The following is a 283-nucleotide window of genomic DNA, read 5'->3' as shown; positions in this document are numbered from 1 at the left end:
TGTATTAAAATTAATAAACTGCCTCCATCAGCAATTAATAAGTCAATATCCAGGAAGAGATAATTTTTCTTCTCGCCAAGAATAAATGCAGACAACTCAAATAATGGCCAATGATCTTGTTGAAAAACAAAATGTGACCTGTGATTTCTTTTTTCCAATATACGTTTTTGTTGATCCTCTAAAGACAAGTCTTGTAAATCTTCAATACAAATATCATAAGAAGAATTAGAACGCCGAACTTTTTGCATTCCTGTATCATCAAAAATAGTACGCAGCATAAGCT

At 31.4% G+C, this 283-nt stretch carries 1 protein-coding gene; it reads right to left on the bottom strand.

Going from position 1 to position 283, the window contains the following annotated elements; translation table 11 throughout:
* Positions 1 to 283: hypothetical protein (locus G9F48_RS19400; protein WP_165409984.1), on the bottom strand; the 283-nt coding region annotated here is incomplete at both ends.

The sequence above is a fragment of the Bacillus sp. EKM420B genome (genome assembly GCF_011065565.1).
In the GTDB taxonomy this organism is placed as follows: Bacteria; Bacillota; Bacilli; order Bacillales; family Bacillaceae; genus Bacillus; species Bacillus velezensis.
The sequence above is the reverse complement of the archived record's forward strand: the minus strand, read 5'-3'. Positions and strand labels throughout refer to the sequence as shown.